Origin of the sequence: Hymenobacter lutimineralis (genome assembly GCF_008271285.1) — a bacterium.
GTDB lineage: Bacteria > Bacteroidota > Bacteroidia > Cytophagales > Hymenobacteraceae > Hymenobacter > Hymenobacter lutimineralis.
This window is the reverse complement of the sequence record NZ_VTHL01000003.1, coordinates 48673-69959: the sequence shown is the minus strand read 5'-3', so window position 1 is coordinate 69959 and position 21287 is coordinate 48673. Positions and strand designations below refer to the sequence as shown.

The following is a 21287-nucleotide window of genomic DNA, read 5'->3' as shown; positions in this document are numbered from 1 at the left end:
GTGAGGCGTTTTTTGTTAGATGGAATTTTGCAACAATGGTTGCATAGGGATAATGTGCTGCGCTTCGCTACGGTGGGAAATGTGCGAAATGTAGGCAGGTGGAGGAGCGAAGCCATTCGCCCTGAATAAGGCCGGCCGATTTTCCACTGAGCCTTCGTGCACATCACTACATTCTTGGCGAAGCGCAGCACATTTTAGCCCTGCACAATCAGCACCGAGGCGTAGGCGGCTACCCCTTCGCGCCGGCCCACGAAGCCCAGCTTTTCGGTGGTGGTGGCTTTAATGCTAATGTCTTCGGTCGGAATCTGCATCACCTCGGCCAGCACCCGCTGCATCTCGGGAATGTGCGGGTTCACTTTGGGTGCTTCCAGGCAGATAGTGGAGTCGATGTTGGAAATGGTGTAGCCCCGTTCGGTCAGCAGCCGGACCACTTCCGCCAGCAGGCGCTTAGAGTCGATGCCTTTGTACTGGGGGTCGGTGTCGGGAAAGTGAAAGCCGATGTCGCGCAGATTGGCGGCCCCCAGCAGGGCGTCGCAGATAACGTGAATCAGGACATCGGCATCAGAATGGCCCAGGGCCCCGTGGGTATGCGGCACCTGGATGCCGCCCAGCCAGAAGGGCAGCCCCTCGCGGAGCTGGTGGACGTCGTAGCCAAAGCCAGTGCGGATTTTCATAAGCAGAAACGAACAGAAAGTTGGGAGCCCAAGGTACAACGGCCCCGCCTTTTTTGCGGCTTGGCTTCCCGGATGGCGGCCCCGAGTAAATAAAAACCGGGAAAAATGCCGGAGGGTTAAAGTAAAAGCCCCGGCTTTGCGTCAGGAAAAACGACAGCAGCGAGAAGCGTAAAAGAATAGAAAAAAAATAATGGAAACTTTGAATCCGTTTAAAGTTTCCAATGTACCTTTGCCCCGTCATGGAAATCAAAGACCGGATTTTAGTTGGGGCAGTGGAGCTGTTTATGCGCAATGGCATCCGCAGCGTGTCGATGGATGACATTGCCACCCGCCTGGGAATGTCGAAGAAAACCCTGTACAAGTGGTTCGAGAACAAAGACCAAATCGTGCTGGCCGTAATGCAGCAGCACCTCAACCGTGAGGAGGTAGACTGCGAAGCCGCTTTTGCCCAAGGTTCCAACGCCCTGGAAGCCATGTTCAACCTGATTCAGTGGCACCGGGAAATGCTGGCCAACATTCACCCCAGCATCTTTCACGAGCTGCAGAAATACTACCCCCAGGCCTGGGCCCTGTTTGATGAGCACAAAAACACCTTCATCCTGGCCAAAGTAGCGGCCAACATCCGTCAGGGCATGGCCGAAGGCCTGTACCGCCCCGATCTGGACGTGGACGTTCTTTCCCGCCTGCACCTGGCCGAAATCGAGCTGATGTTCAACAACGTGGTTTTCCCGCCCAAGCAGTTCACCCTGCAGCGCGTGAACTCAGCTATGATAGAACACTTTCTGATGGGCATTTCCACCCTGAAAGGCCACCGCCTAATTAATGAATACCGTCAGGTGACGGAAGCAGAATAATCGTTTTCCGCGCTTCTTTCTTTACCAATTACCCTATGAAAAACGCTTTGCGCGCCGTGCTGTTGCTTGCGGTGCTGGGTTTTCTGAGTCTGCACAAGCTGCTGGCACAGGCCCCCACCGCCGTTTCCGGCACCCCGATGCCCCTGAGCCTGCAGCAGTCTATCGACTACGCTATCAAGAACAAGCCCACGCTGCTGGCCACGCGCCTAGCCGAGCGCACGGCTGAAGCCAAAGTGGGCGAAATCCGCTCGGCGGGCCTGCCCCAGGTGAACGGAGGCCTGAACGTGGCCGACAACTTCAAGCAGCAGAAAGCCCTAGTATCTTTTCCGCTGTCGCAAACAGTGCTGACCTCCGAAAGCCTGAATAAGGCTGAAACCGGAGAGCGGGTAGTGCTGGAAACCCAGCAGTTGAACCTGCCGCCCCAGCCGTTCGTGTTCGGCCAGCAGTGGCAGGGCTCAGCTAACGTGTCGGTGTCGCAGCTGCTGTTCGATGGCTCCTATTTCCTGGGGCTGAAGGCGGCTAAGGTGTACCAGGACCTGTCTAAAAAGCAGACCCAGCAGGCCGAAATTGACGTGGTAGAGCAAGTAAGTAAAGCCTACTACAGCACCTTGGTAGCCCGCGAGCGGCTGCAGCTCCTGGCCCGCAACGTGCGCCGCCTCGATACGCTGCTGTACCAGACCAACCAGACCTTTAAAGAAGGCTTCGTAGAGAAGCTTGACGTGGACCGCCTGCGCGTGCAGCGCAACAACCTGGTGGTGGAGCAGCAGAAAGCCCAGCGCCTTACGGAGCTTAGCGTGGCGTTGCTCAAGTTTCAGATGGGCCTGCCCCAGCAGCAGTCCGTAGAGCTTACCGATTCGTTGAGCACGGCCCTGGTAGATGCCAATGCCCTGCGCCAGCGCCTGGGCACCGCCGACTTTGCCCAGGGTGGCGGGGCAGCGGGCGTACCTACGGCCCCCGCTACCACGCCGGGCCAGCCCAATGCCGCAGAGCAGGCCCGCCAGGACCGGCAGGATGCCCTCAACAATGGCCTGACGACGGCCGCCGGCGCCGCTTTCAACTACGGCAACCGCATTGAGTTCAGCACCCTGGAAACCCAGCAGGCCTTGGCCGGCCTCGATTTGCGCAACCGCCGCGTGAGTGCCTACCCACGCCTGATCCTGACGGGGGCCTACGGCTTCAACGGGGCCGGACCTACGGCCCGCGACCTGTTCGCCTTCCGCGGGCCCGATTCGCGCAATGGCGGCGGCTTTGCCAACCAGAACTGGTTTGGCTTCGGCAACGTGGGCGTGACCTTGTCGGTGCCAGTGTTCGACGGCTTCCGCCGCAGCTACCAGGTGCAGCAGGCGCGCATTCAGCAGCAGACCATTGAGAAAGGCTTTGAAACCCTGCGCCAGAGCATTGACTTGCAGGATGCCCAAAGCCGGGCTACGCTCACCAACGCCCTGGACGTGCTCGACAACCAGAAGGCCAACCTGGACCTGGCCGCCGATGTGGCCCGCGTCTCGCGCATCAAGTTCCAGGAGGGCGTGGGCTCGAACCTGGAAGTGGTGACGGCCGAAACCGAGCTGCGCACGGCCCAGACCAACTATTACGCCGCCCTCTACGATGTGCTGGTGGCCAAAGTAGACCGCGACAAAGCCACCGGCGAACTGTACCAGAAAACCAAATAAGCTGTTAGCTAATAGCCGGTGGCTGTTGGCTTCTTCCCAGACATTCTTTCTCCGACTCACTATGAACTCTTCGCTAACGAAAGCCCTCAGCTATCAGCTAATAGCTATCAGCTTACTTACTGCGGCCTGCGGTGGCAAGCAGGACCCCGCCGCCGAACTCGCCAAGCTTAAAAAAGAACAAGCCGCCAACCAGGCTAAAATTGCCGAGCTGGAAGCCAAAACCGGCACGCCTGCTGCCGCCGATCAGTCAGTACCCGTGTCCGTAATCGACGTAAAGCCCGAAAGCTTTAAAAGCTACCTGGAAGTACAGGGTCGCGTTGATTTCGACCAGAATGCCAACGTGTCGCCCCGCGTGCCGGCCGTGATTACCGATATCCGCGTGCAGCGCGGCGACCGGGTAAGCAAAGGGCAGCTTATTGCTACCCAGGATGCGGCCGTGCTGGAATCGGGCATTGCCGAGCTGCGCACCCGCCTGGACTTGGCCCGCACCGTGTACGAAAAGCAGGACCGCCTCTGGAAACAGCAGATCGGCACCGAGATTCAGTACCTGCAGGCTAAGAACAACTACGAAGCCCTGCAGCGCAGCCTGGCTACCCAGCAGCGCCAGCGCGCCATGTACAACGTGGTAGCCCCCTTCAGCGGGGTGGTAGATGATGTGCCCGCCAAAATAGGCGAAATGGGCAACCCCGGCGTGCCGGTGGTGCGCCTGGTAAGCGGCGCGGGCGGCAAAATCGTGGCCGACGTATCGGAGGCCTACGCCAACCGCATCAAAGCCGGCGACCAGGCCCTGGTGCGCATCCCCGACCTGGGCGACGAGGAAATGACGTCCACAGTTCGGACGGTGAGCCGCACCATCAACCCCACCAGCCGCACGTTTGCGGTGGAGTTGCGTCCCACCAGCAGCAAAGCCTCCCTGCTGCGCCCTAACATGGTAGCTACCGTGCGCATTCAGAATTATGCCCAGAGTAATGCTACCGTGCTGCCCGTAGACCTGGTGCAGAAAGACGAGCAAAACAGCTACGTGCTGGTAGTGGAGCAGAAGGACGGCAAGAAAGTAGCCGCCAAGCGCGTTATCCAGACCGGCCAGACCTACAACGGCAAGGTAGAAGTAACCAGCGGGCTGAAGCCCAATGATCAAGTGATTTCCGCCGGCTACCAAACCCTGAACGAAGGTCAATTGGTGACGCTGTAATCAGCGCCACCCCCAACGTCAACTCCCGAAGCCATGCAGGATTTAGAGAAAGAGTTTGGGCCGACCAGTTGGTCCATTAATAACAAAACCAGCATTTACATTATCACGGTGCTGCTGTGCCTGGCGGGGATTTTTGCCTACATCAAGCTGGGCAAAGAGAAATTCCCCGACATCGTGATTCCGCGCATCATCGTGGCCACCATTTACCCCGGCACCTCGCCGGCCGATATTGAAAACCTGGTGACGCGCCAGCTTGAAAAAGAGCTGAAAAGCGTGAACGGGGTGAAGAAAATCAACTCCACTTCCAACCAGGACTACTGCATCGTCGACATCGAGTTCAACTCGGGCGTGGACGTGCAGTACGCCAAGCAGCTGGTGAAGGACGCCGTGGACAAGGCCGCGCCCGAGCTGCCCAATGATTTGCCCTCGCCGCCCACGGTAAAGGAAATCAACATCTCCGAGCAGCCCATCATGTTCGTGAACCTGAGCGGCAACCTACCCGCCGTGCAGCTCAAGAAGTACGCCGACGACTTCCAGGATAAGATTGAGGCCCTGCCCGAAATTACCCGCGTGGACATCGTAGGCGCCCTCGACCAGCAGGTGAACGTGGATGTGGACCTGAACAAGCTGCGGGCCTCGCGCCTGGGCTTCTCCGACATCAGCAATGCCATTGCCCGCGAAAACGTGACCATTTCCGGGGGCTCCATCGACGTGGGTTCCCAGAAGCGGGCCGTGCGCGTGGCCGGCCAGTACGTGCGCGCCGAAGACATTGCCGACATCCAGGTGAAGAACCTGAACGGGGCCGCCGTGCGCCTCGGCGACATTGCTACCGTGACGGATGGCTTCAAGGACCGGGAGTCCTACGCCCGCCTCGATGGCAAGCCCGCCATTACGCTGAACGTGGTGAAGCGCCAGGGGGAAAACCTGATTGACGCGTCCGACAAAATCAAGGCACTGGTGAAGGATGCGGAGAAAACGCTGCCCCGCGACCTGAAGGTGACTATCACCGGGGATACCTCCAACGACACCCGTGTAACGCTGCACGACCTGATTAACACCATCGTTATCGGCTTCCTGCTCGTAACGGCCATTCTGCTGTTCTTCATGGGCACCACCAACGCCATGTTCGTGGGCCTGTCGGTGCCGATTTCGATGTTCCTGGCCTTCCTCATCATCCCGGGCTTCGACTTCTCGCTGAACATGATTGTGCTCTTCGCCTTCCTGCTGGCCCTGGGCATTGTGGTGGACGACGCCATCGTGGTAATTGAAAACACCCACCGCCTCCTGCACGAGCACCCCGAGCTGACCACCGAAAAGGCCGCCAAATTCGCCGCCGGCGAGGTATTCGTGCCCGTGCTGGCCGGTACGCTCACCACGGTGGCGCCCTTCGTGCCGTTGATGTTCTGGCCCGGCATTGTAGGCTCGTTCATGTACTACCTGCCCGTCACGCTCATCATCACCCTGATGTCGTCCCTGGTGGTGGCCTTCATCATGAACCCGGTGTTTGCCGTGAGCTTTATGGAGCGCGAGGAGCACTTCGAGGAAGACCTGCACAGCAAGCCCAAGCTCACCAAAGGCCTCAAAATTGCCGTGGGCGTGCTGGTGGCGCTGGGCATCCTGTTCAACGTGCTGGCCATTACTGGCACATTTGGAGCTAGTATACCTGTCGGTGGTGGTGTTTCTGTAGGTGCCGGTATTGACGTTGGTGAGCCAATTGGTGGCTTGGGGCACTTCATCGGTAACATCTGCCTGGCCCTGGCCGGCTTCATCCTGCTCGACAAGTTTGTGCTGGTGAAGATGATTGCCTGGTTCCAGACCCGCGCGCTGCCTAAGTTCCAGAACGGCTACGCCAGCCTGGTGCGCTGGTCCATCAACCACCCAGCGCTGGTGATGGTGAGCGTAGTGGTGCTGTTCCTGGGCTCGTTCGTGGCCATCGGCCTGCGCGGCCCCAAGGTGGACTTCTTCCCCAAAGGCGACCCGAAATTCATCTATACCTACCTGAAAATGCCGGTAGGTACCCGCGTCGAAATCACCGACTCCATCACCAAAGTGCTGGAAAACCGCATCTACGGCGTCATCGGCCGCCAGAACCCCGACGTGGAATCGGTGATTACCAACGTGGCCATCGGCGCCGGCGACCCCTCCGACGCTTCTTCGTCGAGCGGCACGGCTATGTCGAATATGGGCAAGGTGGCCGTGGCCTTCAAGGAGCTCAGCGACCGGACCGGCCCCGCCACCGGCACATACATGGATAAAATCCGGGAGGTAGTGAAAGGTATTCCCGGCGCCGAAATTTCGGTGGACCAGGAAGCCAGCGGTCCGCCCCAGGCCAAGCCCATTGCCATTGAGGTAATTGGCGACGACTACCCCACGCTGGCCAAGCTCAGCAAGAAGGTAACCCGCTACGTCGATTCGCTCAACATTGGCGGCGTGGAAGCCTTGCGCTCCAACCTGGAGGACCGCAACCCCGAAATTGCGGTGAACATCGACCGGACCCGCGCCAACCGGGAAGGCATCAGCACCGGCCAGATCGGTCTGGAAGTGCGCACGGCCATCTACGGCTCGGAAGCCAGCAAATTCAAGACCTCCGACGACGAGTACCCCGTGCAGGTGCGCTACGCCAAGCCTTACCGCAACGACGTGGGCGCCATCATCAACGCCCCACTCACGTTCCGCGATGCTACCGGGCAGGTGCGGCAGGTACCCATTTCCTCGGTGGCCGAAGTGACGTACGGCTCTACCTACGGCGGTATCCGGCGCAAAGACACCAAGCGTGTGATTACCATCTCCTCGAACGTGCTCAACGGCTATACTGGCCCCGACGTGGTAGCCAACATCCGCACGGCGCTGAAGGCTTTCCCCACGCCGGCCGGCTATACGCTGAAAATGGGCGGGGCGGAAGAAGACCAAAAGGAAACCACCGACTTCCTGCCCATGGCCGGCCTCGGGGCTCTGGCCCTCATCTTCCTGATTCTGGTCACGCAGTTCAACTCGTTCAGCAAGCCGGTTATCATCCTCTCGGAGGTGCTGTTCTCCATTGCGGGGGTGTTCTGGGGCCTGGCCATCACGGGCATGAACATTTCCATTGTGATGACGGGTGTGGGCATCATTGCCCTGGCCGGTATCGTGGTGAAAAACGGGATTCTACTGGTGGAATTCACCGACATTCTGCGGGCCCAGGGCATGCCCCTGCGCGAAGCCATTGTGCTGGCCGGCCGCACCCGCCTCAACCCAGTAATCCTGACGGCCACGGCCGCCACGCTGGGGCTGATTCCGCTGGCTATTGGCTTGAACATCGACTTCTACGAGCTCTTCGCTTCCGGCAACGCGCACTTCTTCATCGGCGGCGAGTCGGTGGTGTTCTGGGGCCCGCTGGCCTGGACCATCATTTTCGGGCTCACGTTTGCAACCATTATCACGCTGGTGGTAGTCCCGGTTATGTACCTGCTCAGTGAGAGCCTGAAGCTGCGTCTGAACAAGACGGCGGAACCCGTGGCCGATGCTGAGGAGATACAAGCGGCCACCCCGCCGGTTTTCGCCGAACACTAATTCTTTTCCTTCCCCTTACCTGAACGTCGTATCCCCCATGATTGCCTCGACGACTCTGGCCCCTCCGGCCATCACGCAGCAGGTGTTGCGTATCATCAGCAAGCGCAAGCACATCCGTGCTTCCCGCCTGCGTGTTTCCAGTAATCTGAGCCGGGAACTCGGCTTCGATACCGTTGATGTGGTAGACATCATCCTGGAGCTGGAGCGAAACTTCCACATCACCATCCCGGACGAGGTGCCCCTAAGCACCGTAGGAGATTTTGTGGACTACGTAGCCTCGCACACGCCTCAGGCCCAAGTAGCTGCTTAGCTCAGCCACAATGGAAAAGCCGCCCGAAACCTAAGTTCCGGGCGGCTTTTTTGTGCCTAAGACTACGGGCTTAGCGGACGTTTCCGCCGGTGTCACCGGAAGGCATCTGCGAGTCGTGGTTGGGGACCCGGCTGCTATCGGTGGTGTTGGCCGCTACATCGTTGGCTGGGGTAGCGGCTTCTGCGCTGGGCACCGGAGGCGTAGCGGGAAAATCCGTGGTGCCAGCTTTCTTGGCCGATTCAGAGCTGGGTTCGAAGGTAGACGCCGTGGCTTGAGCCCGCTCTTTGGGCGTTTCGCCCGTTACGCTTGCATGGCTTTCTACCACTACCGCGCGGCTGCTTTCCCAGGCTTCAAACTTGTCCATCTCATCGGTGAGGGTAGACGTAAACCACGCCACCAGGGCTACGTCGTCGAGCAGGCCCAGCACCGGGATAAAGTCCGGAATCAGGTCAATGGGGCTGAGGAAGTAGATGATGACTGCTACGGCAGCCACAATAGTCGGCGTGGGCAGGCCCGTATACTCACCCGAAACGGAGGCGCGTATCAGGCGGAACAGACGCTGCAGGCTTTCCCAGGCTTCATGGGCAATGGTGCCTACGTCATTCTTTTCACTGGCTTTCTGATACGCATCGTTCAGCAGCTGCTTGATGCGCAGGGGTTTGCGCACGTACTCTTCGGCCGAGTGCATAGCGCGCTTAAAGAAAGGCGAAGAACTAACCTGTTCACCGTTGGGAGCTTGGTTTGCCATGATGATGCGAAGTAAGGAAGAGAATGAGGAATGGTTGGAAAGCGGTAGGGCCGCCCGGGTACTATACTGCGGTACGCGAAAATAGTTGGCTGCCGGAAAAGCAACAGCCCCAGCCGAAATTCGACCGGGGCTGTGCCACTACAAAACGTGCTGATACCTAGTTGTGCGCTACCCGCCCAGCGGCGTAGAAGTTGCGCTGGTAGTAGGCTTGGTGCAGGGAGCTTACCATAACGCCACCGTTGGTAGCAGAGTGGGCAAACTTGCCGTTGGTGAGGTAGATACCTACGTGGTAAATAGGCTGGCCGGGGCCGCGGCGGAAGAATACCAGGTCGCCGGGCTGCATGGCGTCTTTGGCAACGCGCTGCACGTTCTCGAACATGGAGCGGGAGCTACGCTGCAGGGTGATGCCGTATACTTCTTTGAACACGCGGGTTACGAAGCCGGAGCAGTCGGTGCCGCGCTTGGAGTTGCTGCCGTAGTGGTAGGGAGTACCGAGCCAGTCTGTTACAGTGCGGAGCAGATCTTTGTTCTCGGTGTATTCCAGCTTTACGCCCAGCGCCTGCGCGTACTGGCTATACTGGATAGAGTCGCGGTAGGAAGCCCGGGTGCTGGGGCCTTCAACAGGGTCAGTGCTGAGAAAATCGGGGAGGAGGGAAGCTTCCGCTGCCACAGGCGAGCCAAGGGCAGTTGGAGCAGGGGCTTGCTCGAAGAAGAAAGATAGAGCCAGGGAGGCAGCGGCGAGGCAATACAGAATTCTGTTTTTCATTGTCCGTCGTAGGTGGCAGAATCAATTTAAGGGTCAGCTCCAACCAGGAGCCTTAGCGTACTTCGTGTTACTCGATACTCAGAGCTGCAGCAGCCAAAAAAGAGAGTGAAGACCAGCGGAATCAGACCAAATCAATAAAGATTATTCCTGTCCCGTTGAGTAAAGCTAACCTCAAAAAGTCAAGCTATCCAAACGAAGACCGGGTAATGGTGTTAAATACTTCATTTAGTGCTATATTATTTTCAAATATTTATGGTCGTCCTTGCAACCAGCCGCTGATGAGGCCCGTATATTCCGGCCGTTCTGCCGAGCCTTATGCTTAGTCCCCGCATCGTTGAAAACTCCCCCTTCGCACGTATTGCCCGTTTGGTGCTGAAGTCGTCCAGCGTGGCCATGGTTCTGGGCAATACTATTCATCTGAGCGGCGTGAAGCGCCAGGACTTTCTGCGTGACCCTTATTGGGTGGCGCACGAGATGTGCCACATTCGGCAGTACCAACAGCACGGCTACTTCGGCTTCCTGGGCCGTTACCTGCTCGAATCGATGCGGGTGGGCTACTACGCCAACCGCTTCGAGGCGGAAGCCCGGCAGGCCGGCCGCGACGAAGCCCACCTTTACGCCAACGGGCTGCCATTGCCAGATCCTACAAAGATGCACCGCGGCGCTGGCGCGGCCTGATCCTGTTGCTTACACCCTAACTGGTCGGGTAAGCACGAGGCTGCTTTTGCCATGATGACAGGGGGCGGCCACGGATGCATGATCAAGCGCCGCCGCCACCGGCTTTCTTACAAGCGGCCATTAGCAGGTGATGTAGCAGAGAATGAGTGTATAAAACCCTGTTCTTTTTGTAACCTAGGAAGGCAAACTTACGAATAGTAGCCAGAAGCTGCCTAGCCGGCAGCAGCGTTATTGTTCTATCTAACCACCCTTCCTCGTCATGGAAAATAAGCAAAATCAACCCTCTTCGAGTAATTCGAATTCCAATAAAAACGCTCAGTCTTCTACACCGTCCTCGTTTGCCCAGCAAGCTTCGGCTTCGGATAGCAGCACTAGCGGCGCTACGCAGCGCGAGGGTGCCCAGAAGGATGTATCGTCTAAAGCCCAGACCAGCAGCACCCGGAGCACCAATGCTGTCAACACCGAGTCGTCTGCTTCGATGAATGCAGGAGATTTGCTGAGCAGCGTAGAGGAGCGTTTCACCCAAGGCAAGTCGGGAGTACAGTCTTGGATCAGCCAAACCGACTGGCGCGAAACCATGAATCAGCTGCCCCAGTCCGTGAAAGATCTGGGTACTAAGGCTACGGAGCAATTCAATAAGCTCACTACCACGCAGAAAGTCGTGGGTGGCGCCTTGCTGCTGGGCGGCCTCGGCTACTTGGCTTCGCGCTCTTCGCAGAAAACCAGCGACAATGAGTGGAGCACCGCCAAAGCCCGCCGCAACGACTACCGCTCGGGCAACATTCCCCGCGTAGAGTCTTCGCAGCGTTCCTCGGAGTGGAACAAGCGCACGATGCCTTCTTCAGCCTCAACGGCTTCTTCGTCTTCCTTCGACCGTGACCAGGATGCTCGTCGTTCTGACCGCGGCTCCCTTGGCCACGTAAACATCGACAGCTAGGCTGCTAGTAGTTTGCTGGCAAACTACTAGCAAGAGAAAAGCCCCCGCATCGTACTAACGAATGCGGGGGCTTTTGTTTGTGAGCCTGTTATTGGACTCGAACCAACGACCTGCTCATTACGAATGAGCTGCTCTACCAACTGAGCTAAACAGGCATTTCCCGAAGCCCGAGTGGCTTTCAAGGGCTGCAAAGATAAAGAGCGGCGCGGAAACCGCGCAAGCTACTTGGCAATTTTTTCGGTCTAGCTCAGGGTCTACAGCTTTGTAACGGCTAAATCAGGCCTGATTCTTCCATCGTTTTCTGCTTTTCCAATGAAAAAATCGTCTTCCCCGAACTCCGTTTTACGCGCTTTGGCCAGTGGTTTTACCGGTGCCGTTGTCGTGACCCTGATTCATGAAACCGTGCGGCGCGTGCGGCCGACGGATGCGCCCCGCATGGACATCCTTGGCGAGCGGGGCCTGCGCAAAATTCTACGGGCAGCGGATGCCCCTCAACCCGACGCTTCTAACGCCTATGGCCTGACATTGGCCGGTGACATCCTGAGCAATGGCTTATACTATAGCCTAGTGGGCAGTGGCCGGGGCGTATGGTGGCGTGGCGCTGCGCTAGGGCTGGCGGCGGGCATTGGGGGCGTGACTTTGCCAGGGCCGTTAGGCCTCGGAAATGGACCCAGCAACCGTACTCCCCAAACCAGGGCTATGACGGTGGCTTGGTACCTGGTAGGCGGGCTGGTAGCCGCCGCGACGGCGCTATGGGTTCACCCTTCTGCCAAAATGAAAAGTGGCATTGAACGCTGAAATAGGCGTTAGGCCATAAGAAATACTATTCATCGTTGCATTACGCACAACGTAAGTATATGACGTTATTGTTGACTCAAACCGACGATGGTTATAGGCAACGGTATAGGCTCCTTCCAGTGATAGAGAGAAACGAGAATGGATAAAAAACTTTACACCAGCAAGTGGTCCGAGGCCAATACCTACGTAACGGGCAGTAGAAGTATAATCCTCCCGTAACCCTTCTGAAGTACGCCAAGTACCCGTTTCCCGATTCGCCCCACCATTAACAAACATATTGTAACCGTATATAAATTGGAAGCGCCCCATTTGATGCTGCCATTCGTAGCCCACGGCCACGCTCGCGTTGAAAGAGTTCTGGGATACCGGAAAAAGGAAGGCGTCTCTGTAGCTCGGATTATTAAATCGGATGCTGTCTTTACTAACGCGGCTATTCAATCCATCTAAATGCAGCGACATTCGATAAGCGCCTTTGCGAACTGGAATGTTAGTGCGCGTCATTACGGTTTCGTTGCGGCGTACCATAAACCGAGTTGAACGGCTTGAGGTGGGCCCACTCCAAGAACCATAGAAAAAGGGGTCATAAACAGTATAGAATCCGTATCCATAACTCACTTGATAGATTGATGGTAGAACAAAGGAGGCATCCACGCTGACGTCCCACTTATAGCGCTGAAACCGGAAGTTTGTGGAACTCACCGGTTCGGGCCGGGCATCGGGCCGGGCAGCCAAACTAGTCGAATCAACCTGGGAAGAGAAGGAGCTTTGTGCTACTGCTACGTTAGTGCCTCCCGCTAGTAAAGCAGCATAAATGAGAAAAAGTACTTTCATAAAAAGGGAATAGAAAAGAGAAGAAAATCAGGATAAAGCCGCCATCAACGATATTGACAACACAGAAGTTCACGGCTCGACAAAAAGCATACCATATACTTAATATTTTTGAGAGGTTTGATTGGTTATCTTCCTTTCCGGCATCTTTGCGGCTGTTATGATGAAAGACCTCCGCAAACTGCTGGTGCGCACCCTAGGCTTCGAGACGTACATCCGGCTGGTGAGCCGCGTGTACCTACGCCTGGTGGGGGCTGGCTGGGGCAAAGCCAAATACCCGGAGCTGTTTTTCCTGCGTCGGATTGTAAAGCCCGGGGACGTGTGCCTGGATATTGGCGCCAACCTCGGCTACTACTCCGTGATGCTCTCCAAGCTAACCGGGCCGGCGGGCCGGGTGCTGGCCGTGGAGCCCATTCCGGCGTTTCAGACCATCTGGCGCGACAATGTGCGGCTGAGCGGCTACGATAACCTGACGCTGCTGCCTTATGCACTGGGCGGCGAAAACACCACGGTGCAGATGGGCACCCCGGAGCGGGACGGCCTGTTGCACCACGGCATGACGAAGATAGCCGCCAGCAACCCGCAGGAGCATTATGTGCGCACCTACGAAGTGCCCATGCGCAACCCCGACGAGCTGCTGGCCGACCTGACGCGCCTGGATTTTGTAAAGTGCGACGTAGAGGGGTTCGAGTACGAGGTGTTTCGGCACATGCAGGCCACGCTACGCCGCCACCGCCCCCTTATCCAGACGGAGCTGAACGGCCTCGAAAACCGCCGCCAAGTGGTGGCACTGTTAAGCGAGCTAGGCTACAAACCATTTGTGTTATCAGCTCGTTTGGAACTGGAGCCCTGCCTACCTGCGCAGCTCGAAAGTGCCGCCACGGCTGATTTTTACTTTCAACCCACCACGCCAATTGGCTAGCTTAGCTGCCCAGAGAGATGCCGAAGTTCCTGCTTATCCTGCTGTTTGTTTTTCTGTTCGTGCGGTTTGTGCTGCCGGTGCTCCTGCGCATGCTGCTGGGGCGGGTAGTCAGAAAACAGATGAAGAACTTCGGCCAGCAATTTGGAACAGAAGTGCCCTTTGAGCAGCCGCCAGCCGCCCCAGGGCCTTCAACTGGCGGCGTCCACGTAGACTATGTGCCCCCTAAGCAGCCGCGCAAACCCCAGGGCTTCAAAGGCGGAGAATACGTAGAATTTGAGGAAGTGAAATAGCGTACACCCGCTTGAAGCCTAATCTTATAAACCCCGGTTGTTTTAACCAAAACAGCCGGGGTTTTTACCTTTAAAACCGAAAAAAAGGCTAGCTAAAGGCGGTGCCTGCTGGCCGGGGAAATAAAATAATCGGGCTACCTTCGGGCTGCTTTGTTGGGTGTAGCGCCCTCCTGGTCTGTATTAGCTTCTTTTCACGCCGAATGACAACCGTTTCCCCTGGCCCCGCGCCATTGTGGCGGCGGGTGCTGCCGCACCTGCTGGCTGTTTTATTTTTTCTGGTGCTGGCCGCCATCTACTTCGCGCCCATCCTATTTGATGGCAAGACGCTGGCCCAGCACGACATTGTGCAGTTCAACGGCGGAGCGCACGAAGCGGCGCAGTACCGCGAGGTCATGGGCAAGGAAGCCCTCTGGACGAACTCCATGTTCTCCGGCATGCCCACTTACCTGATCAGTACCCACTTTCCGGGCGACTTATCGGGCTACCTGCACAAGATCTTTACCCTGAATTTGCCGGCCGTAGTGGCCAACCTGTTCCTGACCTTGCTCTGCGGCTACATCCTTTTTGTGGCCTTGGGAGTGCGGCCCTTGCTGGCCGTGGTAGGAGCCATTGCCCTGGGCTTCACCAGCTACAACCTCATCATTCTGTCGGCGGGGCACAATACCAAGTCGCTGGCGCTGGCCTACGCCCCCCTGGTGCTGGCGGGCCTGCTGGTGGCCCTGCGGCGTAATAAATGGCTGGGCGCCGCGCTGTTTGCGCTGGGGCTGACCATGAATCTGCGCTCCAACCACCTGCAGATAACCTATTATTTACTGTTGATGATCCTCATCTTCGGCCTGATAGAGCTGGTGGCGGCGGTGCGGGAAAACCGCCTGCCGGCCCTGCTCAGCCGGGTTGCCATTCTGGGCCTGGCCGCCGTGCTGGCCGTGGGCGTGAGCTTTGGTCGTCTGTATACCACGCTGGAATACGGTAAATACAGTATTCGGGGCCGCTCGGAGCTGAAAACGCCTGCTCCTACGGCCCCGGGCCAGCCTACTGCCGCAGTGGAGGAAGCCGGCTCCGGCCTCGACCGCGACTACGCCTTCCAGTGGAGCTATGGCGTGGGCGAAACCATCACCTTGCTGGTGCCCAACTACTACGGTGGCGCTTCTCAGGGGGCACTCAGTGAAAGCTCGGCTACGGCCCAGGCCTTGGCTCAGCTAGGGGTACCTCCAGCCCAGCTCCAGGATGTGCTCCGGCAGCTTCCCCTGTACTGGGGCGACCAGCCGATTACCAGTGGCCCCGTTTACCTGGGCGCCGGCGTACTGCTGCTATTTGTGCTTGGCCTGTTTGTGGCCGACCGTCGTACGCGTTGGTGGTTGCTGGCGGCCACTGTGCTGTCCATCGTGCTGGCCTGGGGCAAAAACTTTGAGGTCTTCAACAACCTGATCTTTGATTACTTCCCGGGTTACAACAAGTTTCGCTCGGTGAGCATGGCCCTGGTCATAGCTCAGCTGGCCGTGCCCCTGCTGGCTGTGCTGGCGTTGGCGCGGGTGCTACGGGCTCAGCCTGCCGTGGTAGCCACCTCCGCGGCGTACCCGGCGCTGGCACCCAAACCTGCTGATACCCCCGAAACGGCCTTGCTGAAACGCCAGGTGCTCTACGCCGTCGGTATCACGGGCGGCCTCTGCTTGCTGGCGTACTTAGTAGGGCTGGGGGCTGATTTTGCTTCGCCTATTGATAGCAGCCTACAGCAGCAAGGCTTTCCGCTGGATGCCCTCCGCCAGGACCGGGCTTCGCTCATGCACAAAGACGTGTTCCGCTCCCTGCTGTTCATTGTACTCACCGGGGCTATTCTCTGGTTTTACTTGCAGCGCAAGCTCACAGCTACGCTGGCCGCTGCCCTGGTTGGGGTGCTAACGCTGGTGGACCTCTGGGGCGTGGATAAGCGCTACCTCAACGACGACAACTTCCAGCGCGAAACCGTAGCTCAGCAGTTTGTCCCCACCCAGGCCGATCAGCAGATTCTGCAGGACAAGGACCTGAGCTACCGGGTATACAACGCCAGCAACCCTTTCAACGAAGCCAATACTTCTTACTTCCACAAGAGCATCGGCGGGTACCACGGTGCTAAGCTGCGCCGCTACCAGGACCTGATTGAGCGGCAGCTGGCCCAAGGCAACCCCGGCGTACTTAACATGCTGAACACGCGCTACGTGATTGTGCCCAGCCAGCAGGCTCAGGGCGGGCTGCAGGTGCAGCGCAACCCTGGCGCCCTGGGCAACGCCTGGTTTGTGAGCGAAGTGCAGCCCGTGAAAACTCCCGATGAGGAAATCAAGGCCCTGACCAGCCTGAGTCCGGCTACCACTGCCGTGGTGGATGTAGCCAAGTTCCCGCTTGCTAAAACCAACTTCATTACCGTCGGCTCTACTATTGCCCTCACGCAGTACTCCCCGGATAAGCTCACGTACAAGGTAAATGCCGTGCAGGATGGCTTCGTGGTCTTCTCCGAGATTTACTACAAGGATGGCTGGAATGCCTTTATTGATGGCAAGCCAGCTCCGTACGTGCGCGCCAACTACGTGCTGCGGGCTATGCAGGTGCCCACCGGAAAGCACACCATCGAATTCCGGTTCGAGCCTACTGCCTACTCCATAGGCAATACCGTTTCCCTGGTTTCCTCCATCTTGCTGATTCTGGCCCTGCTCGGCACGGTCGTGTACGCGCTACGCCGTCAGCCCGCCGCCACCGCGGCACCCGAACAGCTGGTAGCTTAATTAGTCTCGAGTATCTGGCAGAACCTTATCTGACCGCCCTGGCGGTGGCGGGTAAGGTTCTGTTGCGTTTACCGTTTTCCGCCTTATGCTGCCTCCGCCTGGTTCTTCATTGCTCGTGCAGCCCTTGCCCGAACCGGCGGCACTGGCGCGGGGTATCCGCCTCCTGCTCGTGCGCGACGACCTGCTTCATCCGCAGTTGCCCGGCAACAAGTGGCGCAAGCTCAAATATAACCTGCAGGCAGCCCAGCAGCAGCAGCAGTCTACTCTGCTCACGTTCGGAGGAGCTTACTCCAACCACTTGGCGGCCGTGGCCGCCGCCGGAAAACTGGCCGGGTTTCAGACCATCGGCATTGTGCGGGGGGAAGAGCTGGCCCGGCAGCCGCTAAACCCTACACTTGCGCAGGCCCGGGCCGATGGGATGCAGCTGCGCTTTGTGGACCGCACCACCTACCTGCGCCGCCACGAGGCTGCCTGGATAGCTGACCTTCAACGGGAAACCGGCCCGGCGTACGTGCTGCCGGAAGGTGGCACCAATGCCCTGGCCTTGCCTGGTTGCGCCGAGTTAGTTGCCGAATTGCGGGCGCATACTCCCTTCGATTACCTGGCCGTGGCTTGTGGTACCGGGGGCACGCTGGCGGGTATTGTTTCAGGCTTGCTGCCGCCGGAAAAAGCCGTGGGCGTAGCGGCTTTGCGGGGCGGTGAGTTTCTGCAGGCGGAGGTGCGAACCTTACTACAGCCTGTTGGAAAGGAAGATGCAGCAGGCAACTGGACGATTCATACCGAGTTTCACCATGGAGGCTACGCGCGCTTTTCGCCGGATCTGCTGGCGTTTATCCAGACGTTCCAGCAGCGGCATGGGGTGCTGCTCGACCCTATCTATACCGGCAAGCTCTTGTGGGGCATCCTGCAGTTGGTGGAGCAGGGCTACTTCGCGGAGGGCAGCACCGTAGTGGCCGTGCACACGGGCGGGCTACAGGCCTGGGCTGGGTTCCGGCAACGATTCGGGGCGCGCAGTGCGTGGTGGCCCTTCCCCGAACCGGGCGAGTAGAGTGGCGGCCCCCAGGGCCGCCAGCGCAAAAATGCAGGGCAGCACCGGTATCAGGAACCGTACGTCCCAGTCCTCCACCGTTAGCATCACAATGAAGCCCTGTAAGGCCACCACGGCCACCAGAAAGGTCCGAACACCCACCGCGAATTCCTCCGCGCGGCTGCCCACCCAGGCTAGCCAGTAACACGGGTAGATAACCAGCACTACGGCCAGCACGTGGCCAAAAGAATAGTAACTCTTGACGTAGCTGAAGAATAGGCCGCCCTTCAGCAAGGCCAGCTTGGTTACGTACACGGGGTTGTGCAGCACGAAGTAGCCGAGGCGAAGCACGGGGCTCAGGCCCGGGGGCGGCAACTGCAGCGGCTCCCGGGGTTGCAGCGTCCAGGCTGTGTAGGCATAAATGATTTCTCCGCGCAGGTAGGTTTCCACGAGGGTAAAGGTGAGCAGCAGCTTATTCAGGACCACCCAGACCACGGGTGCCGCCGCCAAAACTACGAGGGCCAGCCAGGGGCGGCAGGCCGGGCCCAGCAACCAACGCCGCCACTGCCAGCCCGCCCCTATCAGTAATGCCAGCGGCACCAGGAAGCCATTGGGGCGAAGCAAGGCCGTGCCCAGCGCCAGCAGCACCAGGCGAATGATACCCCACCGGTTCCGGGCTTTAGTAAACGCCCAGAAACAGAGAATAATACCGCTGGTAAACAGCGACTCGGTGAGTACGTAGGCATTCAGATTCTGCGTGTCAAACCACCCCAGCAGCAAGGCGGTGGCGCCCCCGGCTACCAGGGCCCGGCCCGTGAGGTGCAGCAACGCCTGATGAAAGGCCCAAGCCGCCGCGCCGGCAACCAGCATCTGGCCCAGCACAATGCCCCACTCGCCCCAGCCCAGGGCCAGCCACAAACTGCAGTAAAATGGGTAGCCTACGTAGCGCAGGTTGTGGTCGTGCTCGAAAAACCACTGCTCGGCAATCTGGGTGGCGTAGATGATGTAACGGTTGCTGTCGTTGACGTGCCGGGGGCCGCCGTGCTTCCAGAGCAGGGCCACTTGCATCAGCAGCCACAAAGCGCCCAGCAGCCAGCCGTAATGGCGCTTCAGCCAGGCAGTCTGCCGGGCCGAAAGCGGCGTTTGGCTTAGCAAAAGAGCAGGCAGTTGAAGCATAACGGCTGGCAAAATACGGAAAGCCCGGCCACTCAATCGGCAAAAACCGCGCGGCTTGCGTAGGTTGTGGCAGATTAACCTGCTTGCTCATGCCTCTTGCCCGTCTTCTGCGCCGCTTGCTGCCCCTGGCTTTTCTGCTCCTGCTGGGCTGGTTTCTGTGGCGGAAAGTGCAGCCGTCCTTGTCCGATTTTAGCTTGCTGCGCGCCGAGCCGCGCGTGACCGTCACGCACAACACCGTGCTGCAGAAAGTAGAAAGCCTGGGCCGGCTGGAGCTGGTGCGCTACCACTTCAAGGATGTGGTGGAGTACAAAAAAAGCACCTACCGCTTTCTGCCCGACGCCAAAGTCGCGCTTATTGTGGCGGGCGACGCCGTGGGCTGCCTCGACCTGCGTAAGGTGCGGGCCCAGGACGTAGTGTTTGAGGGCGACTCAGTGGTGCGCGTAGCCCTGCCCCCGGCCGAGCTGTGCACCTGGCAAATCGACCACAAAAACAGCAAAGTGTACAGCGTGGAGAATGGCTTTCTGCAGGATGCCGAGTTGGTGGACGCCGGTTACAAGTACGCCGAGCAGAACGTGCGCCGGGCCGCCCTGCAGTCGGGTATTCTGGCCCAAACCAACGAGAATGCCGAGCTGATCTTGCGGCCTATGCTCGAAACCATGACGGGCCGCCGCGTGGTGCTCACGCGCCAATTGGCGCTGCCGGCCCGGCCCCGGTTGCAATAATGCCCACCCGGTTGTATGCTTACTGCATGACCACCGCCGCCCCCGCATTTCTATCTGGCCTTACGCAGCTGCCCACGCTCACTACCCTCCGCCTGCGCCTGCGCTGGCTTACCCCGGCGGACGTGCCGGCGCTGTTCACCATTTTCTCCGACCCGGCCGTGATGCGCTACTGGAGCCGTGAGCAATTCACTAGCCTTGCTGAAGCCACGGAGCTGCAAACCCAGATAGAAAGCCTATTCAGGGAGCGGAGCCTGTTCCAGTGGGGAATCACCCACCTCACCGACGACGAAGTAATTGGCACCGCTACCCTCTACGGGCTCCATGCCGCGCACCGCCACGCGGGCGTGGGCTACGCCCTGGGCTCGGCGCACTGGGGGCAGGGCTACGCGTCCGAAGCCCTGGCCGCTCTGGTGCGCTTCGCCTTCACGGAGCTTAACCTGCACCGGCTCGAGGCCGACGCAGACCCACGTAACGTAGCTTCCCGCCGCTGCCTCGAAAAGCAGGGCTTTCGGGAAGAAGGTCTCCAGCGTGAGCGGTACTTCCTCTACAATGAATGGCAGGACGCCCAGCTGTTTGGCCTGCTTCGTTCCGACTATGACGCCCAGCAGCTCAGGTAGCCCTTTGCCAAGTCATGACGATGTCTAAGTTAGTCCGCTGCACGAACACCTAGACATTGTCATTAGCCTATACGCGGTGCCTGCATAAGCTATGTGGATACCGCGTATAGGGCATGCGTAGCAAGCCATTAGTCTTCGTATGCCTCGTCCGCGTCTTCGGGGGCTTTGCCCAAGTCTTCCAGGGCCATGCGGATTAGGTCCTGCTCGTAGCCTTTAAGCGTGAGAAACTGGGTGAGCTTCTGGCGTCGCTTGGCCGGATGACGCTCTTTTTCCTGGGCGTCCTTTTTTTCCAGCAGGGTGGTCAGGTTCTGGTAGTACTCGTCGCCGTCGATTTCCTTCATGCCGGCTTTGATGCAGTAGTCGGAGAGGCCCTTTTGCTTGAGCTCCTGCTGGATGCGGCGGCGGCCCCACTTTTTCTGGCGGTACTTGCCCCGCACGAAGCTCTTGGCATACCGCTCTTCGTCGAGCAGCTTTTCGCGGCTGAGACGGATGATAATTTCGCCCGCTTCATCCTCATCCAAACCGTAGCTGCGCAGCTTCTCAGCTACTTCCCGCTGATTTCTTTCTTGGTAAGTGCAGAAAGCCGCTATTTTTTGGAGGGCTTCGCCGGGCGTGTACGTTTTGTTCGGGCGTTGATTCATAAGGAAGAAAAAGCGCCACCGGCGCCGGGTTGACTAAGGTAACGCAGCCCGGTGGTAAGTCGTTCGGCCCCCTTTGTCCAGCTTGACGCAACTTGCTGGCTGGAGTTTGTCTCTATCTTCACCGAAACTACG

General features: G+C 58.6%; 19 protein-coding genes, 1 tRNA gene and 1 pseudogene. 14 read left to right on the top strand and 7 right to left on the bottom strand.

Going from position 1 to position 21287, the window contains the following annotated elements; translation table 11 throughout:
• Positions 1 to 194: 194 nt before the first annotated feature.
• The gene (ispF, locus tag FY528_RS04235; protein ID WP_149069751.1) at positions 195 to 674 is read right to left on the bottom strand and encodes a 2-C-methyl-D-erythritol 2,4-cyclodiphosphate synthase; all 480 of its coding nucleotides are present in this window, start codon (positions 672 to 674) and stop codon (positions 195 to 197) included.
• 239 nt (positions 675 to 913) lie between these two features.
• Between ispF and FY528_RS04230 the strand changes: the two genes are divergently transcribed.
• From FY528_RS04230 to FY528_RS04210, 5 genes are all read left to right on the top strand, one after another.
• Positions 914 to 1528 (top strand): TetR/AcrR family transcriptional regulator, encoded by a 615-nt coding sequence (locus FY528_RS04230; protein WP_149069750.1) that lies wholly within the window; start codon positions 914 to 916, stop codon positions 1526 to 1528.
• A 35-nt stretch (positions 1529 to 1563) separates the two neighbouring features.
• A complete protein-coding gene (locus tag FY528_RS04225) occupies positions 1564 to 3198 on the top strand; it encodes a TolC family protein (RefSeq protein ID WP_149069749.1) in 1635 nt (544 codons plus the stop codon).
• Positions 3199 to 3259: 61 nt separating this feature from the next.
• Positions 3260 to 4390 carry an efflux RND transporter periplasmic adaptor subunit gene (locus FY528_RS04220; protein WP_149069748.1) on the top strand — a complete coding sequence of 377 codons (1131 nt, stop codon included), beginning with the start codon at positions 3260 to 3262 and terminating at the stop codon, positions 4388 to 4390.
• Positions 4391 to 4423: 33 nt separating this feature from the next.
• A complete protein-coding gene (locus FY528_RS04215) occupies positions 4424 to 7939 on the top strand; it encodes an efflux RND transporter permease subunit (protein WP_149069747.1) in 3516 nt (1171 codons plus the stop codon).
• A 37-nt stretch (positions 7940 to 7976) separates the two neighbouring features.
• Positions 7977 to 8249: an acyl carrier protein gene (locus FY528_RS04210; protein WP_149069746.1), complete on the top strand. Its 273-nt coding sequence runs from the start codon at positions 7977 to 7979 to the stop codon at positions 8247 to 8249.
• A 394-nt stretch (positions 8250 to 8643) separates the two neighbouring features.
• On the opposite strand, the pseudogene FY528_RS21485 reads toward FY528_RS04210, so the two are convergent.
• Together FY528_RS21485 and FY528_RS04200 are read right to left on the bottom strand one after the other, a co-directional pair.
• Positions 8644 to 8937: pseudogene (locus FY528_RS21485) on the bottom strand (YkvA family protein); the annotation flags it as partial.
• 217 nt (positions 8938 to 9154) lie between these two features.
• A complete protein-coding gene (locus FY528_RS04200; protein WP_149069745.1) occupies positions 9155 to 9763 on the bottom strand; it encodes a C40 family peptidase in 609 nt (202 codons plus the stop codon).
• 315 nt (positions 9764 to 10078) lie between these two features.
• Between FY528_RS04200 and FY528_RS04195 the strand changes: the two genes are divergently transcribed.
• Entirely contained in the window at positions 10079 to 10441 is a 363-nt protein-coding gene (locus tag FY528_RS04195) for a hypothetical protein (RefSeq protein ID WP_149069744.1), read from the top strand.
• 259 nt (positions 10442 to 10700) lie between these two features.
• Positions 10701 to 11378 (top strand): hypothetical protein, encoded by a 678-nt coding sequence (locus FY528_RS04190; protein WP_149069743.1) that lies wholly within the window; start codon positions 10701 to 10703, stop codon positions 11376 to 11378.
• 82 nt (positions 11379 to 11460) lie between these two features.
• Here FY528_RS04190 and FY528_RS04185 read toward each other — a convergent pair.
• Positions 11461 to 11533 (bottom strand) — tRNA-Thr (locus FY528_RS04185).
• A gap of 157 nt (positions 11534 to 11690) precedes the next feature.
• Here FY528_RS04185 and FY528_RS04180 point away from each other — a divergent pair.
• Positions 11691 to 12176, top strand: coding sequence for a hypothetical protein (locus FY528_RS04180; RefSeq protein ID WP_149069742.1), 486 nt, complete (start codon positions 11691 to 11693; stop codon positions 12174 to 12176).
• Here the strand turns inward: FY528_RS04180 and FY528_RS04175 are convergent.
• A complete protein-coding gene (locus tag FY528_RS04175; RefSeq protein WP_149069741.1) occupies positions 12129 to 13007 on the bottom strand; it encodes a hypothetical protein in 879 nt (292 codons plus the stop codon). The genes FY528_RS04180 and FY528_RS04175 overlap by 48 nt on opposite strands.
• 157 nt (positions 13008 to 13164) lie before the next feature.
• On the opposite strand from FY528_RS04175, the gene FY528_RS04170 reads away from it, so the two are divergent.
• The 4 genes from FY528_RS04170 to FY528_RS04155 all read left to right on the top strand — a co-directional run bounded on the left by FY528_RS04170 (position 13165) and on the right by FY528_RS04155 (position 18020).
• A complete protein-coding gene (locus FY528_RS04170) occupies positions 13165 to 13926 on the top strand; it encodes an FkbM family methyltransferase (protein ID WP_149069740.1) in 762 nt (253 codons plus the stop codon).
• A 17-nt stretch (positions 13927 to 13943) separates the two neighbouring features.
• On the top strand, positions 13944 to 14216 hold the full coding sequence (locus FY528_RS04165) for a DUF4834 family protein (RefSeq protein WP_149069739.1): 273 nt from the start codon (positions 13944 to 13946) through the stop codon (positions 14214 to 14216).
• A gap of 200 nt (positions 14217 to 14416) precedes the next feature.
• Entirely contained in the window at positions 14417 to 16972 is a 2556-nt protein-coding gene (locus tag FY528_RS04160; protein ID WP_149069738.1) for a YfhO family protein, read from the top strand.
• 85 nt (positions 16973 to 17057) lie between these two features.
• Entirely contained in the window at positions 17058 to 18020 is a 963-nt protein-coding gene (locus tag FY528_RS04155) for a 1-aminocyclopropane-1-carboxylate deaminase/D-cysteine desulfhydrase (RefSeq protein WP_149069737.1), read from the top strand.
• Here the strand turns inward: FY528_RS04155 and FY528_RS04150 are convergent.
• Positions 17943 to 19175: a glycosyltransferase family protein gene (locus tag FY528_RS04150; protein WP_149069736.1), complete on the bottom strand. Its 1233-nt coding sequence runs from the start codon at positions 19173 to 19175 to the stop codon at positions 17943 to 17945. The genes FY528_RS04155 and FY528_RS04150 overlap by 78 nt on opposite strands.
• 89 nt (positions 19176 to 19264) lie before the next feature.
• On the opposite strand from FY528_RS04150, the gene FY528_RS04145 reads away from it, so the two are divergent.
• The gene (locus FY528_RS04145) at positions 19265 to 19897 is read left to right on the top strand and encodes a DUF4230 domain-containing protein (protein WP_149069735.1); all 633 of its coding nucleotides are present in this window, start codon (positions 19265 to 19267) and stop codon (positions 19895 to 19897) included.
• A 26-nt stretch (positions 19898 to 19923) separates the two neighbouring features.
• Complete coding sequence (locus tag FY528_RS04140; RefSeq protein WP_187631997.1) at positions 19924 to 20514, top strand: GNAT family N-acetyltransferase; 591 nt, start codon at positions 19924 to 19926, stop codon at positions 20512 to 20514.
• Between the two features lie 128 nt (positions 20515 to 20642).
• Here the strand turns inward: FY528_RS04140 and FY528_RS04135 are convergent, their stop codons facing one another.
• Positions 20643 to 21155: a regulatory protein RecX gene (locus tag FY528_RS04135; RefSeq protein WP_149069733.1), complete on the bottom strand. Its 513-nt coding sequence runs from the start codon at positions 21153 to 21155 to the stop codon at positions 20643 to 20645.
• Between the last annotated feature and the right edge of the window lie 132 nt (positions 21156 to 21287).